Raw genomic sequence first — 13,402 nt, 5'->3', positions numbered from 1 at the left:
CCTTCTTTGAATGTAATGCTAAATTATGCTTGTTGTAAAGTTTAGTGTAGTGAAGAAATCTTAACGTTTACGTCAAGGTAGTCTAATGAAGTTGACAGGAGGGGGGAGGGGATAGTGTTATTTTTATTATTATAATATAAAAATCAAAGGGTTATTGATTTTTATATTATAATAATAAAATTCTGTTTAAGGGCAACTATTATAAAAAAGAAGCAGTCAGATCATCGAAGCCACCAATGTAATCTTTATTTTGGAAAATTTGCGGCACAGTTTGGACTTCTTTACCAATAAGTTTAGATAAAGCGTCTTGGCTGATGCCTTCTTTATGAATATCAACATAGCGGTACTCTAACCCTTTTTCTTCTAACAACTGCTTTGCTCTATGGCAAAAACCACAAGCATCATGACCAAAAATAGTGTAACGAGACATAAGATTATCCTTAAGTTGTAATATGAGGCTTCTCAGGGCTATAAGTGCTCGTGGTGTAGTGTTGAGTCCTCAAATAGATGAGAAACTGATAAAAATGTGTTGTTGGTTGATTATTGTACAGAACCACATGCTAGGATTGAAATTTATAAAAACTAATGGGCCATTAGTTTTTATCTATAGATCTTTTTTACTTAAATGAGACCTTTACACGACTACTATGCTTGTGAATACTTTGTTAAAAACAGACTCGTCTTATTGTCGTCCACGACGTAGTGCAAAGCTCCCAAATAAAGAAGTACTCTAATGACGTATTTATATTTGATCTACTTTCACTTAGCCACTGTGCTACCTGCACTCTCTATTGGTCTTATTTATTGATAAACCGTAAAGGAACGCGAGTACATAAACAGCTTGGGCGAATGTATATGGTATTAATGTTGCTGTCCGCAACAGTGACGTTATTTATGCAGGCGAAGGTAGGGTTTAGCGTATTAAACCATTTTGGTCCTGTACATATTTTGAGCCTGTTAGTCTTATACTCTGTACCATCGGCGTATTTTGCTGCTCAAAAAGGCAATATAGCCCTTCATAAAAAAACGATGATTGGGCTATATGTCGGTGGTTTACTCATCGCTGGTAGCTTTGCATTGATGCCGGGGCGCTTATTGCATGGCTGGTTATTCAGTGAGTCATGAACGATGCCATTTAGCTCATTTGAAATTTATCCACCAGTTGCCGTTGTGTTTCGACCAGTTCAGTTAGCTTCGTTGTACGTTCACCGCTTGAGCTGGATTGATCAGCAATTTTGTTAGCAAGCTCAACAATTTGTTCAATATTATTGTTTAGTGCATCCATCATTTTTTCTTGATTAGCTACGGAGTTAGAAATATCCGTACTAGAGTGACTCACCAAATCAATGGCAGAATTCAGCTTGTCATAGGAGCCGTTAATGGTATTAGCGATTTCTAGCATTGAATCCGCTTCACCTTGAGTGGATTTCATACTGTCGGTAACCTTGAGAACGCTTTCTTTTAGCTTCGCTACCGAGGGTTTGCTTCATAAAATCCAAATAAAATTGCATTTTATCCATGATAATAAATTCAAATTCACCAAATTCTCCGGCGGTTATCAGGGCTGTTTCATAGCGGTCTTTTTGTAAAGATAAGATACGGTCTAAATCAAATGGGTCTTTGATAGCTAAGGTTATATTGATGTCTGCGGAAAACTCTTCGAGGATTTGTGTTAAAAATTGAAATCTAAAGCGTTCGGATTGTGCAGAATCATTACTAAGTTCAAGGTTTAAATCATCAATATCTGTATTATAAAATTCCCACTCTTCTTTAAACATATCAAGTGCAGTGATCTGCTCTTGTTGTTGTGTGATTTTTAGATTGTTTTGCTGAATTAATTGTTGGCTAAATTGAAAACTGTCTAAAGAGGGTGGAATCACCTCTTCAAATAAAGGTAAGAGTTCTGGGAAACGGTTTAATTCGTTTTTAATACTGTCTTTAGATTGAATAAATTGATCTTGGATAGCGGTGAATTCATTTTCAATGGCAAGACGGCTGTCTGCACTTTCTGTTGAAAGGTGCTGCATTGTTGATTTATTTGCTTGCAGTAGACGTTGTGACAGCTGATTTATATTGGTTTGGACTGGACTGGCAATAATTCATTAAGTAAAGAGTCCTGTTTCCGTTGAACACTCTCTTGAGAGTAAAAAGAAGTGATGGCTTGAATTAGCATAAGGAAAAATAAAATACTAAACCCAATGATTATGCGACTAGCGACGGTAAGTTTCATCTTCGCTCCTAGAAGTGTTTATTGGATTACGGTTTTTTATTTATAGTGTCGAGTATGCCCATATGCTGTATAGAATCCTGATGGAAAAAATTACCTCTTCTCCACGTATTTACATAAACAAGGAGAAGAGATAATGATCGCTTTATCGTTAACTTAAAGTAAATTAACGAGTAGGAACTGGTCTTTGTATAAGAGCTTCACCCTTGTTATTAAATAAATAGCAATTTGAGAGCTGTGCGCCAATTTTCAAGACATCGCCATGACGACTTAAGTTTTGACCTGATACTTCAATCGTAAGGCTTTGTCCGTGACAAGTACCATATAGATAACTTAATCCACCCAAATGTTCGGCAACATCAATCTCTACATCGAGTGCGACGCCACAACTGTCATCAAATTCAGTTAAATGTTCAGGTCTCAAGCCTAAAGATACTTTTTCATTTACGGATACGAGAGATGAATCCGCTTTAAGCTTGATTAATTGACCCGCTGCTTCAATTGTAATCATGTCTGAGCTGTCTATTGCTGTGACCTTACCTTCAACGAAGTTCATGCGAGGTGATCCCATAAAACCAGCCACAAATTCATTGCTTGGGTTATGATAAAGTTCCATTGGCGAGCCAACTTGCTCGATATTACCTGCGCGTAAGACAACGATTTTATCGGCCAGCGTCATTGCTTCAACTTGGTCATGCGTTACATAAATCATAGTAGCCGTTAGCTGGTTATGCAATTTTGCAATTTGAACTCGCATATCAACACGTAATTCTGCATCAAGATTCGAAAGCGGCTCATCAAATAAGAATACTTTTGGCTCACGAACGATGGCGCGACCGATTGCAACACGTTGACGTTGCCCACCAGAAAGTTGTTTAGGCTTTCTATCTAATAGTGGGCCTAGTTGAAGAATCTCTGCTGCATGAGAAACGCGCTTTTTAATGACTTCTGGGTCGCCGCCTGTCATACGAAGGCCAAAACTCATATTTTCTTCAACCGTCATGTGAGGGTAAAGAGCATAAGACTGGAATACCATGGCGACACCTCGATCTGCGGGTGACACGTCATTCATATTTTGCCCATCAATCTCAAGTGTTCCGTCAGTGATGTCTTCCAGACCTGCGATTAAGCGTAATAGTGTTGACTTACCACACCCTGATGGACCTACGAAAACGACAAATTCACCGTCTTCTAAATCTAGGTTTACTCCATGAATGGTTTCAATATCTTGAAAGCGTTTAATGACATTTTTTAGTTTTATGGTCGCCATAGTAATTTCAGTCCTGTTTTTTAGTGAGAGGCTGAGCCCCCATTCTAGAGGATATTTCCAAACATGCTTCTTTGATGCGTTTTTGGAAATGTAGAAAGCGTTCTTCGTCTATTCTAAATGCGGGTGCAGTAATGCTTAGCGCTGCAATCGGCTCATTTCGATAGTTGAAGATGGTTGAAGAAGCACATTGAATGCCTTCTTCATGCTCTTGTAAGTCGAGGGATACACCTGACTCTTTAATACGGGTAAGGTCTTCTCTTAATTTTTCTTCGCTGTCTAGCGTGCTTTCCGTATGTTTTATAAAACTTTGTGTTGCAATGACGTCTTGTAGCTGAGATTCAGGTAAAAATGCAGCCATTGCTTTGCCAACACCTGTACAGTAAACAGGGCCTTTTTTGCCTACAGCAGAAAAGAGCCGCAGGCTTTTTTGACTTTCTAACTTATCAATGTAAATAACGTCACCACGGTCTAAGACGGCTAAATGGATGGTTTCGCCTGTCTCTTTCCATAGCGCTTTCATTTGATCTGCTGCGATATCTCGTATGTCTAAGGTTGACCATGCTTTGTGTGCCAGCTCTAACAGCCCATATCCTGGATGATAAAGTTGAGAGTGTTCATCCAAACGGACTAGGCCTTCATCCGTCAGTGTTGTTAAAATTCGATGTGTTGTAGCTTTGGGTAATTCGGAGCGGTCCACTAAGTCAGCAAATCTTAGCGGTGAATTAGAACAGCATACTTCTTTTAATACGGTAAGTGCCTTGCTAAGCGACGAACCACCACTTTTTGGGTTGGTTTCAGTCATGTATGTCTCCTGTTCTTCGCTGTCAGGCAAGACAATGGTGCTATTTTCTCATGCATTAATTGAGAATACATAAGAGGTGTGGTCGCACAATAAACGAAAAGTCCTTAAAAGCAGCGATTAGCAAATTTGTTATTTTTTATTTGTTGCAAAAATTGAAACTATGTTCCATTATTTTACACTCTGAGGTGCCTGTCAAGCTGGACAGGCATTTAAATAAAACTAATAAAAATAAGAGGTGGTAGAGCCATGCAGAAAATGCATAGCAAACAGCGACAATGGATGCCTGTGCTTTTTTTAGCACCAGCAGTTATCATGTTTGCTGTTTATGTCATTCTACCCATCGTACAGAGCATTATGCTCAGTTTTTACGAATGGGACGGGTTGGGAGAGAAAACGTTTATTGGTCTAGATAACTATATTGAGTTATTTGGCGATGAACAGTTTTGGACGTCATTAAAAAATAACGTTTACTGGATGGTTTTTTACATGCTTGCGCCGCCTTTGGGTTTGGCCATTGCATTGTTCTTAAATCAGAAAGTCATGGGGATTCGACTTGTTAAGTCGATGTTCTTTTTTCCTTTTGTAATTTCTCAAGTTGTTATCGGTCTGGTTTTTTCTTGGTTCTATGATCCTACCTACGGTTTGTTTAACATTGTGTGGAGCAGTATGGGCTTTGAACCTGTTGCCATTCTTTCGGATGAGAACTGGGTAACTTTCGGTATTATTGCTGCGGGTCTTTGGCCACAAATCGCTTATTGCATGATTTTGTATCTCACAGGTTTAAACAATCTAAGCCCTGATCAAATTGAAGCCGCTCGTTTGGACGGTGCTCACGGTTGGAAAATGCTTTGGCATATTATTTTGCCACAACTTCGCCCAGCGACGTTTATCGCTATTGTTGTAACGGTTATTGGTGCATTACGAAGCTTTGACTTGGTGGCAACGATGACGGGTGGTGGGCCATTCGGTAGTTCAAATGTATTAGCGTATTTCATGTACGAACAGTCCATATTCAACTATCGCGCAGGTTATGGTGCTGCGATTGCGACCGTATTGTTCTTAATTATGGATATTTACATTGCCTACTTCTTGTGGCGCATGCTGAAGAGTGAGAAAGCCTAATGTTTCCTACACCTATTGAAAAATTATCATCTTCGGTAAACATCAGTTACCGAGTCGCTATCTGGATTGCTTTGCTATTGTGGTTATTACCTATGGCGGCTGTATTGCTAACCTCTGCACGCTCTGTTGCGGATATCAATGCTGGTAACTATTGGGGAATACCAAGCGAATGGATGATCATAGAGAACTATCTTCAAGTGTTCCAAGCGACACCTATGGCGAAGTATTTAATGAACTCCATTTTGATTACGGTTCCTGCTGTTGCAGGTGCTGTGGCTTTATCAACATTGGCGGGTTATTCATTAGCTAAATTCAAATTTAAAGGGTCTATTGCCTTATTTGCGACGTTTATCGCAGGTAACTTTGTACCGTTTCAAATATTAATGATCCCTGTTCGTGATTTAACGATTGATATGGGATTATACGATTCAGCAACGGGCTTGATTCTTTTCCACATTGCATTTCAAACGGGGTTTTGTACCTTGTTTATGCGTAACTTTATTATTGCACTTCCTGATGAGTTGATTGAGGCAGCTCGTGTTGAAGGTGTCAGTGAATGGAAAATTTTCTGGCATGTTGTTTTGCCTCTAGTGCGTCCTGCATTGGCGGCTCTGTCCGTTTTGATTTTTACCTTTATTTGGAATGATTATTTCTGGGCGCTTGTCTTGGTGCAAAGTGATGAGGTTCGTCCTATTACTGCTGGTATCAGTGCACTTAAAGGCCAATGGTTAGCATCTTGGCAGTTAATTTCCGCAGGCTCTATTATTGCGGCGTTACCTCCAGTTGTTCTTTTCTTTGCAATGCAAAAACACTTTATCGCCGGCCTAACGCTTGGCGCGACTAAGGGGTAATAACGAATGGCGGTATTGGCAAATACTGATTTTTATCGCCAGGATAATGCTGGTAAAACTCTTTTGCTAGCGTGTCCTGAAAAAGGTGCACCTGAGTTGGTGTATTTTGGTAATGTGTTGCCAGTAGATACAGATGCTTCGCATCTGTATCTTGCTTTGCAAGCAGGTGTTCCACAAGCCATGCTAGAAAACCCTCCTAGACTCAGCTTGCTACCTGAAGCGGGTCGAGGATGGCTGCAATCTCCTGCGGTAGAAGTAAGCGCCACCGATCGACCGGCTTGGTCTGTCGTGTGGTTATTACAAGATGTTATTCAAAATGACCGCGGTTTTCAGATCAGTTTATATGATGCTGTTGCAAAATTAGCGATTAGTCTGAATATTTCTTTATTAGATTCAGGTGTGCTGTCGCAAAAAATAATCTTGACTAATATCGGTACTGGATCAGTAGATGTCCAACGTTTAGCCTGCACTTTGCCCGTTCCTGAATATTTTACTGAACGTATCGGATTTTATGGCCGTTGGTGTCAGGAGTTTCAACAAGAGCGCTCAAATTGGCAATCGACTTGGCTACAAGAAAACCGTCATGGTCGTAATTCTCATGGTAATTTTCCAAGCGTTATTGTGGGGGAAGAGGGGTTCGGTGAACAGCAAGGTGATGTCATTGGTGCACACTTCTCGTGGTCTGGTAATCACCGATTAAAGGCCGATTATACCATCAATGGGGATCGTTACATTCAAGCTGAGGTTTTGTACTTGCCGGGCGAATTGTCATTAGCGGCAGGTGAAAGTATTGAAACACCAGAGTTCTTAGCTTGTGTTAGCTCTCAGGGTTTAAATGGCATGAGTCAGTCTTTTCATAATGAGGCTAGAGCTCGCCTAAAGTTGACGAAACCACGACCTATTCATTTGAATACGTGGGAAGCGTTTTATTTTGATCATGATATGGATCAACTGAAAGCGTTAGCGGACTCTGCGGCGGAAGTTGGTGTAGAGCGCTATATTTTAGATGACGGTTGGTTTAAAGGTCGTGATCACGAACAAGCGGGATTAGGAGATTGGTTTGTCGATACAAAAAAATACCCTGATGGATTAATGCCCTTGATTCAGTATGTTAAAAATTTAGGGATGGAGTTTGGGTTGTGGTTTGAGCCTGAAATGGTGAATCCAGATTCTGATTTGTTCCGTGCTCATCCCGCATGGGCATTACAGCTGCCTCAATACGAGGCGGTGTTAGGGCGTTATCAACATATTTTAAACTTAGCTAACCCAGATGCTTATGCGTACATTCGAGAACGCTTGTTTAGTCTGTTAGAAGAGTATCCGATTGATTATGTTAAATGGGATATGAATCGCGATTACACACAGCCGGGTGGTGAATTATTGCCTGAAGCGTATGCACAGGTTCAAGCGTTATACCGTTTGTTTGGTGAATTAAATGCGGCGTTTCCTGACTTAGAAATCGAAAGTTGTTCGTCTGGTGGTGCTCGTGTAGATTTTGGGGTTTTAAACTACACTAAGCGTTTTTGGGTGTCTGATTGCAATGATGCCTTAGAGCGTCACAGTATTCAGCGCGGCTTTAGTTATTTCTTTCCACCAGAAATTATGGGCTCCCATATCGGCCCAGATAAGAGTCATACAACCAGCCGTATACATGATGTCGTATTTCGTGCAGGAACGGCAATGCTTGGCCATCTAGGCATCGAATGGAATTTACTGGATGCGAATGAAGAGCAAAAAGCCACTGTTAAGCGTTGGCTATCTCATTACAAACAACAACGAAATATTATGCATACGGGGCGTAATTGGCGCTTACCAAGTGCTGATGGCCGTTCTCAGACCCAATGGGCTTTAAGTAATGACGGTCTATCGGGCTTTGCTGTTTATGCTCAATTAACCATGCCAAAGCAAGCTCATCCGTTGCCGATACGACTGCCTGATTTGATTGCTGATCAGTTGTATCGAGTAGAGGTTTTAGAATCAAGCGAACTAGGTAATCATCTAATGAAAACCTGCCCTGCTTGGTGGGATAAAGAACTTATTTTGAACGGAGCGACATTAAGCCAAGTTGGTCTTAAATTACCAACTCTTGACCCAGAGGCTTTGATTTTAATAGCCGTCACAGCGTTGACGACTACGGAGATAAACTAAATGACTGATCCAAAAGATAAAAGAAAGAAAGTATTGCGCAGCCAGCAATGGTATGGAAAGTTAGATAAAGATGGATTTATACACCGTAGTTGGATGAAGAACCAAGGCTATCCAGACCACAGTTTTGATGGTCGACCTATCATAGGTATTTGTAATTCATGGAGTGAGCTGACTCCTTGTAATGCTCATTTACGAGAACTAGCGGAGTATGTAAAACGTGGCGTATGGGAAGCGGGTGGTGTACCGCTGGAATTCCCTGTTATGTCTCTTGGTGAAACTCAAATGAAGCCAACAGCCATGCTCTTTCGTAACTTAATGAGCATGGATGTAGAAGAGTCCATGCGTGCTTATGGCATGGATGGTGTTGTATTACTAGGCGGTTGCGATAAAACAACGCCAGCGCAGTTAATGGGTGCATGTTCAGTGGATTTGCCAACGATTGTGGTTTCTTCAGGCCCAATGTTGAATGGTAAATATCGTGGTAAAGACATCGGTTCTGGGACTGACGTTTGGAAATTCAGTGAAGCGGTTCGTGCAGGTAAAATGAGCCTTGATGAATTTATGCGTGCTGAATCAGGCATGTCTCGTTCACGTGGCACCTGTATGACAATGGGAACAGCGTCTACTATGGCGTGTCTTGTTGAAGCATTGGGTATGTCATTACCTGAAAATGGCACATTGCCAGCCGTAGATGCCCGTCGTCAGACATTGGCGCACTTAACGGGCGCACGTATTGTTGAGATGGTGAAAGAAGATCTTAAGCCATCTGATATTTTGACGAAAGCCGCTTTTGAAAATGCCATTCGTGCGAATGCTGCGATTGGTGGATCAACGAATGCGGTTGTTCACTTACTGGCAATTGCGGGTCGTATTGGCGTTGATTTAACGCTAGAAGATTGGGACAAAATTGGTGCTGAAGTACCGTGTTTAGTGGACTTGATGCCATCAGGTCGTTTCTTAATGGAAGATTTCCATTATGCCGGTGGTTTTCCTGCATTGATTCAGCGCTTAAGCCATGTATTTGATATGTCTACTAATACGGTTCTAGGTAAAACACTAGGTACTGTGACGGATGGAGCAGAATGTTTCAATGAAGAAGTGATTCGTCCGCTAGATAAGCCATTACGTGCGAATGCGGGTATTGCTGTATTGCGAGGTAATTTATCACCACAGGGCGCGATTATAAAACCGAGTGCAGCAACGGCTGAACTGTTGCAGCATACGGGTAAAGCAGTGGTATTTGAAAATATTGAAGATTACAAAGCTCGTATTGATACTGAAGAGCTGGATGTCGATAAAAATTCTATCTTAGTGCTGAAAGGGTGTGGCCCAAAAGGTTACCCAGGTATGCCAGAAGTAGGTAATATGGCTTTGCCGAGTAAATTGCTTGAACAAGGCGTGTTGGACATGGTTCGAATCAGTGACGCGCGTATGAGTGGTACCGCTTTTGGTACGGTTGTCTTACATGTCGCGCCAGAATCAACAGTGGGTGGCCCACTAGCTCTTGTGCAAAATGGTGATGAAATCACTCTTGATGTTGAGGGTCGAGGCTTGCATTTACACATTTCTGATGAAGAAATGGCGCGGCGTAAAAGTGAGTGGATGCCTGAAGAAAGTGAATACAAACGTGGTTATGCCAAGCTATACATTGATCACGTAATGCAAGCCGATGAAGGTGCTGATCTTGATTTTTTAGTGGGTAACAGTGGCTCAACGGTTAAAAGGGAGTCTCACTAATGACGGATACTGTTTACCCTAGTCTTGTTGGTCGTCATGCTCTTGTGAGTGGCGGTGCATCTGGTATTGGTGAAGCACTTGTTCGCTCTTTGGCTCATCAAGGATGTTCAGTCAGCTTTTTCGATATAGACAAAAATGCAGGTGAGGCGTTAACCAATGAGTTAACCCAAGCGGGCCTAAAAGCGCACTTCAGCTATGTTGATTTAACGAATGTTGAGTTGTTACAGACTGAAATTCACAATCGAATTTCCCATTGGGGAGCCATTCGGATTTTAGTGAATAACGCAGCAAATGATCATAGACACACATTAGCGAGCATGACGTCAGAGCAATTTGATGCGTGCATGTCCGTCAATCTTAAGCACCATGTTTTTGCGGCACAGGCTGTTGCGCCTGGAATGGCTGAGTCAGGTGGTGGCAGTATCATTAATATGAGTTCGAACTCATGGATGTTAGGGCTTGAAGGCTATCCTGGATACGTTACTGCAAAAGCAGGTATTTCAGGTCTGACAAAAGCACTCGCACGTGAATTGGGTCGTAATAAAATCCGAGTGAATACCGTTTTGCCAGGTTGGGTAATGACGGAAAAACAAAAACAGTTGTGGTTAACGCCTGAAGCGGAAGCTGAATTAATGGTTCAGCAAGCGTTGAAAGAAAAGATGGAACCTTCGGACGTTGCGGATTTGGTGCTGTTTTTAGGGTCTGATGACAGTCGTATGATGACGGGTCAAAACTTAATTGTTGATGGAGGGCGTGTTTAATGGGAACTTCTCAAAACAATGGCCTCCCTTTGTTTGTAGCGGTAGATTGGGGGACAACGAATTTACGTGCTTTTTTAGTTGATCACAATGGTCAGATTGTAGATCAAAAGCAAAGTGATCGAGGTATGCTCTCCCTCCAAAAAAATGAATTTGAAGGCGTTCTTAAAAACCTTTTAGGCGATTGGCTTAGCGCTGATATTCCTGTGTATATGGCTGGCATGGTTGGTAGTCGTGGCGGTTGGCACGAAGTTGCTTATCAAACGTGTCCTGTTTCTTTGACGTCTCTTGCTGAACATCTTCATTGGTTGCCAACAAATTTGCCTTGTCCCGTTGCTATTGTACCGGGTATTCAAGGGTTGGGTGTGCATGGGTATCACGATGTCATTCGTGGTGAAGAGACACAATTGTTAGGTGCGCTAGATTGGTTGCAGTCTCAGAATAGAGGTGATGAGAACCCTTTATGTTGTATGCCCGGAACGCATTGTAAATGGGGTCAAATCGAAAACAGTGAAATTCGTCAGTTTTCAACCACGCTTTCTGGAGAGGTTTTTGCGCGTCTTAATGATGAATCCAGCTTAGTGAAGGGATTGCCAATATCGGAATCCTTAAATAAAGAGGCGTTTAATAAAGGGTTGCAAGTCAGTCAGCAAAAAGGCGGTTTTTTACACCACCTTTTTAGTGCTCGTAGCCGCTTTGTCTGTGGTGAATTAACGACAGCAGAAGGGCGAGACTACTTATCTGGTATCGTAATTGGCACCGATGTGCATGATATTTTAGAGGCACTGCAACCGAAACAAACTTCAGTTCTTTTAATTGGTAGCCATAATTTAAGCGAACGTTATGCGTTGGCTTTGTCATTTCATGGATTAAAAAGTGAATTCCTAGATGCAAGTGAAGCCAGTATTCGTGGTTTGAAACATTTAGCAACTCATCAACAACAGTTACCTTTAACGGGAGTCGCGAACTAATGACACACTCTTTTGATGTAATGATGCAAGAATTTCCAATGGTTGCCATTATGCGTGGTGTTGAGCCTCATGAGGTTTTAGAGCATGGGCGCGTTTTAATTGAAGCGGGTTTTCGCATGATAGAAGTGCCATTAAATTCTCCTAATCCATTTGAAAGTATCCGTATGCTGCAAGAGGCTTATGGTGACACCACGTTAATTGGTGCAGGTACTGTATTAACAATGGAGCAGTTGGCTCAACTTATCGAAACCGGTGCTGGCTTAATGGTGGCACCTCATACGGATCCTGAAATTATTCGTGCAGCTAAAACGGCAGGCTTATATACCATGCCAGGCTTTTTTACTGTTACTGAAGCGTTTGCAGCTATACATGCTGGCGCAGATGCGTTAAAAATCTTCCCAGCAGAAGCATTACCTTCTTTGAAGGTGATTTCCGCAATGGGAGCCGTTATTCCTAAAGAAGTGCGCCTGTGCCCAGTTGGCGGTGTTTCACCTGATAATGTGGGTGAGTATTTTGCGGCGGGTGCTCGTGGATTTGGTTTGGGCTCTGCGTTATATAAAAAAGGCCAATCGGTTGAGCAAACTCGTTTAAATGCACAAGCCTTTGCAGCGTCATGGAAAGAGATGAAGTAATGGTTGGTCGTATTCAAAACATCACTAAGCAGATTAGTAAACAACGACATTTGCTTGCTGAAGGTCCTTTTTGGAGTGAATCTGAACAATCGTTGTATTGGGTTGATATTCCTGCCTGCCAAGTCTGGTGTTGGAATCAGACAACAGGTGAGCACCTTTTTTGGACTTTGCCGCAAAAAGTTTCCGCTGTGTTTACGACTCAGAGTAATCGACTGTTGGTGACGCTTGCTGACGGTGTAGCGTATTTAGATAGAGAAACTAGCGAGTTAGAGTATTTGTGTTTTCTGGATGACGACATTCCAAACAATCGTAGTAATGATGCTAAATGTGACCCAGAGGGGAATCTTTGGGTCGGCACAATGGATGATTCGGAAGTTTTGTCTACAGGCCGGCTATGGAAAGTCTACCCAACAGGACAAACAGAGAAATTATTGGATCATATTGGTATATCCAATACGTTAGCTTGGGACACAGAGCGAGGCATCTTCTATTTCGGGGATTCCATGAAAGGCAAAATTCATGCTTTTCCATTTCCTGCTTTTGACGATATCAGAGCGGATAATGCATTTATTAAAACACCAGAAGGTATGGGGCCAGATGGTTCGGCAATTGATATTGAAGGCTGTCTTTGGAATGCCCAATGGGGTGGTTCTCGTGTAGTGCGTTACAGCCCAGAAGGTGAGGAGCTGCAAGTGATTAATTTGCCTTTTGCCAAACCGACGAGCTGTGCTTTTGGTGGTCCTAATGGCAATACGTTGTTTATTACCTCTGCGAGTGTGGAGACCAGTGAAACAGAATTAGAAAATGGCCCACTAGCAGGCCATGTCATCGCGATTGATGTTGCTGTTCAAGGTATGGCTAGCCAGGTTTTTTCGGGAGCATAA

The 13,402-nt window shown here is 41.9% G+C and carries 14 protein-coding genes; 9 read left to right on the top strand and 5 right to left on the bottom strand.

Going from position 1 to position 13,402, the window contains the following annotated elements; genetic code table 11:
- Positions 1 to 199: 199 nt before the first annotated feature.
- Positions 200 to 430, bottom strand: coding sequence for a GrxA family glutaredoxin (locus ACMUMJ_RS07670; protein ID WP_414678230.1), 231 nt, complete (start codon positions 428 to 430; stop codon positions 200 to 202).
- A 425-nt stretch (positions 431 to 855) separates the two neighbouring features.
- On the opposite strand from ACMUMJ_RS07670, the gene ACMUMJ_RS07665 reads away from it, so the two are divergent.
- A complete protein-coding gene (locus tag ACMUMJ_RS07665) occupies positions 856 to 1,125 on the top strand; it encodes a DUF2306 domain-containing protein (protein WP_414678229.1) in 270 nt (89 codons plus the stop codon).
- A gap of 10 nt (positions 1,126 to 1,135) precedes the next feature.
- Here the strand turns inward: ACMUMJ_RS07665 and ACMUMJ_RS07660 are convergent, their stop codons facing one another.
- The 4 genes from ACMUMJ_RS07660 to ACMUMJ_RS07645 form a co-directional block, all read right to left on the bottom strand.
- Positions 1,136 to 1,432 (bottom strand): hypothetical protein, encoded by a 297-nt coding sequence (locus ACMUMJ_RS07660; protein ID WP_414678228.1) that lies wholly within the window; start codon positions 1,430 to 1,432, stop codon positions 1,136 to 1,138.
- Positions 1,413 to 2,027, bottom strand: a complete 615-nt coding sequence (locus ACMUMJ_RS07655; RefSeq protein WP_414678226.1) for a hypothetical protein — start codon at positions 2,025 to 2,027, stop codon at positions 1,413 to 1,415. The genes ACMUMJ_RS07660 and ACMUMJ_RS07655 overlap by 20 nt, the downstream gene beginning before the upstream one ends.
- A 366-nt stretch (positions 2,028 to 2,393) precedes the next feature.
- The gene (locus ACMUMJ_RS07650; RefSeq protein WP_414678225.1) at positions 2,394 to 3,497 is read right to left on the bottom strand and encodes an ABC transporter ATP-binding protein; all 1,104 of its coding nucleotides are present in this window, start codon (positions 3,495 to 3,497) and stop codon (positions 2,394 to 2,396) included.
- A 7-nt stretch (positions 3,498 to 3,504) separates the two neighbouring features.
- Complete coding sequence (locus tag ACMUMJ_RS07645) at positions 3,505 to 4,299, bottom strand: IclR family transcriptional regulator (RefSeq protein WP_414678224.1); 795 nt, start codon at positions 4,297 to 4,299, stop codon at positions 3,505 to 3,507.
- A gap of 246 nt (positions 4,300 to 4,545) precedes the next feature.
- On the opposite strand from ACMUMJ_RS07645, the gene ACMUMJ_RS07640 reads away from it, so the two are divergent.
- From ACMUMJ_RS07640 to ACMUMJ_RS07605, 8 genes are read left to right on the top strand one after another with little or no spacing between them, the layout of a single operon-like run.
- A complete protein-coding gene (locus tag ACMUMJ_RS07640; protein WP_414678223.1) occupies positions 4,546 to 5,421 on the top strand; it encodes a carbohydrate ABC transporter permease in 876 nt (291 codons plus the stop codon).
- Positions 5,421 to 6,272, top strand: a complete 852-nt coding sequence (locus tag ACMUMJ_RS07635) for a carbohydrate ABC transporter permease (protein ID WP_414678222.1) — start codon at positions 5,421 to 5,423, stop codon at positions 6,270 to 6,272. Before ACMUMJ_RS07640 ends, ACMUMJ_RS07635 begins: the two co-directional genes overlap by 1 nt.
- A 6-nt stretch (positions 6,273 to 6,278) precedes the next feature.
- A complete protein-coding gene (locus ACMUMJ_RS07630; protein WP_414678221.1) occupies positions 6,279 to 8,420 on the top strand; it encodes an alpha-galactosidase in 2,142 nt (713 codons plus the stop codon).
- Positions 8,421 to 10,157 (top strand): IlvD/Edd family dehydratase, encoded by a 1,737-nt coding sequence (locus tag ACMUMJ_RS07625; protein WP_414678220.1) that lies wholly within the window; start codon positions 8,421 to 8,423, stop codon positions 10,155 to 10,157.
- Entirely contained in the window at positions 10,157 to 10,918 is a 762-nt protein-coding gene (locus tag ACMUMJ_RS07620; protein WP_414678219.1) for an SDR family NAD(P)-dependent oxidoreductase, read from the top strand. Before ACMUMJ_RS07625 ends, ACMUMJ_RS07620 begins: the two co-directional genes overlap by 1 nt.
- On the top strand, positions 10,918 to 11,886 hold the full coding sequence (locus ACMUMJ_RS07615) for a 2-dehydro-3-deoxygalactonokinase (RefSeq protein ID WP_414678218.1): 969 nt from the start codon (positions 10,918 to 10,920) through the stop codon (positions 11,884 to 11,886). Before ACMUMJ_RS07620 ends, ACMUMJ_RS07615 begins: the two co-directional genes overlap by 1 nt.
- Positions 11,886 to 12,518 carry a 2-dehydro-3-deoxy-6-phosphogalactonate aldolase gene (locus tag ACMUMJ_RS07610; RefSeq protein ID WP_414678217.1) on the top strand — a complete coding sequence of 211 codons (633 nt, stop codon included), beginning with the start codon at positions 11,886 to 11,888 and terminating at the stop codon, positions 12,516 to 12,518. The genes ACMUMJ_RS07615 and ACMUMJ_RS07610 overlap by 1 nt, the downstream gene beginning before the upstream one ends.
- The gene (locus tag ACMUMJ_RS07605; protein WP_414678216.1) at positions 12,500 to 13,402 is read left to right on the top strand and encodes an SMP-30/gluconolactonase/LRE family protein; all 903 of its coding nucleotides are present in this window, start codon (positions 12,500 to 12,502) and stop codon (positions 13,400 to 13,402) included. Before ACMUMJ_RS07610 ends, ACMUMJ_RS07605 begins: the two co-directional genes overlap by 19 nt.

This window comes from Marinomonas phycocola (assembly GCF_047525455.1).
Taxonomy (GTDB): Bacteria; Pseudomonadota; Gammaproteobacteria; order Pseudomonadales; family Marinomonadaceae; genus Marinomonas.
Note: the sequence above shows the minus strand (reverse complement) of the source record. Positions and strands in the feature narration are given on the sequence as shown.

What these genes read in the sequence shown, in the direction of transcription:
- ACMUMJ_RS07605 (WP_414678216.1), top strand. Translation starts at nt 12,500, where the DNA reads ATGGAAAGAGATGAAGTAATGGTTGGTCGTATTCAAAACATCACTAAG.
- ACMUMJ_RS07610 (WP_414678217.1), top strand. Translation starts at nt 11,886, where the DNA reads ATGACACACTCTTTTGATGTAATGATGCAAGAATTTCCAATGGTTGCC.
- ACMUMJ_RS07640 (WP_414678223.1), top strand. Translation starts at nt 4,546, where the DNA reads ATGCAGAAAATGCATAGCAAACAGCGACAATGGATGCCTGTGCTTTTT.
- ACMUMJ_RS07635 (WP_414678222.1), top strand. Translation starts at nt 5,421, where the DNA reads ATGTTTCCTACACCTATTGAAAAATTATCATCTTCGGTAAACATCAGT.
- ACMUMJ_RS07625 (WP_414678220.1), top strand. Translation starts at nt 8,421, where the DNA reads ATGACTGATCCAAAAGATAAAAGAAAGAAAGTATTGCGCAGCCAGCAA.
- ACMUMJ_RS07665 (WP_414678229.1), top strand. Translation starts at nt 856, where the DNA reads ATGGTATTAATGTTGCTGTCCGCAACAGTGACGTTATTTATGCAGGCG.
- ACMUMJ_RS07620 (WP_414678219.1), top strand. Translation starts at nt 10,157, where the DNA reads ATGACGGATACTGTTTACCCTAGTCTTGTTGGTCGTCATGCTCTTGTG.
- ACMUMJ_RS07650 (WP_414678225.1), bottom strand. Translation starts at nt 3,497, where the DNA reads ATGGCGACCATAAAACTAAAAAATGTCATTAAACGCTTTCAAGATATT.
- ACMUMJ_RS07645 (WP_414678224.1), bottom strand. Translation starts at nt 4,299, where the DNA reads ATGACTGAAACCAACCCAAAAAGTGGTGGTTCGTCGCTTAGCAAGGCA.
- ACMUMJ_RS07670 (WP_414678230.1), bottom strand. Translation starts at nt 430, where the DNA reads ATGTCTCGTTACACTATTTTTGGTCATGATGCTTGTGGTTTTTGCCAT.
- ACMUMJ_RS07615 (WP_414678218.1), top strand. Translation starts at nt 10,918, where the DNA reads ATGGGAACTTCTCAAAACAATGGCCTCCCTTTGTTTGTAGCGGTAGAT.
- ACMUMJ_RS07630 (WP_414678221.1), top strand. Translation starts at nt 6,279, where the DNA reads ATGGCGGTATTGGCAAATACTGATTTTTATCGCCAGGATAATGCTGGT.
- ACMUMJ_RS07655 (WP_414678226.1), bottom strand. Translation starts at nt 2,027, where the DNA reads ATGCAGCACCTTTCAACAGAAAGTGCAGACAGCCGTCTTGCCATTGAA.
- ACMUMJ_RS07660 (WP_414678228.1), bottom strand. Translation starts at nt 1,432, where the DNA reads ATGAAATCCACTCAAGGTGAAGCGGATTCAATGCTAGAAATCGCTAAT.